The organism is Marinobacter sp. UBA2498 (assembly GCF_002341575.1).
Lineage (GTDB): Bacteria > Pseudomonadota > Gammaproteobacteria > Pseudomonadales > Oleiphilaceae > Marinobacter > Marinobacter manganoxydans.
This window is the reverse complement of record NZ_DDOI01000004.1, coordinates 15,241-15,518: the sequence shown is the minus strand read 5'-3', so window position 1 is coordinate 15,518 and position 278 is coordinate 15,241. Positions and strand designations below refer to the sequence as shown.

Here is a 278-nt window from a genome sequence, read left to right as displayed (position 1 = left end):
TCTTCACGGCTGATGGCAACGTGCAGCAGCATCGGGCCGTTGTAGGCCAGGATGGTTTCGATGCCGCGGCGGATCTGGTCGGTGCGTTCGATGTGCAGGGCCGGAATGTCGAAGGCCCGGGCCATGGCGACGAAGTCGGGGTTGTCGTCCAGGTTTATCTGGCTTTCGCGGTTGTTGTAGAACAGTTCCTGCTGCTGGCGGACCATGCCCAGGCACTGGTTGTCCATGACGATCAGCTTTACCGGCAGGTTGTAGCGGCGGATGGTGGCCAGTTCCTG

The 278-nt window shown here is 61.2% G+C and carries 1 protein-coding gene; it reads right to left on the bottom strand.

Translation table 11 applies throughout. The features are described 5' to 3' along the window. Nucleotides 1-278 (bottom strand): thiamine pyrophosphate-dependent enzyme (locus B2W52_RS00240; RefSeq protein WP_286800947.1); only part of this gene is annotated, 278 nt, incomplete at both ends.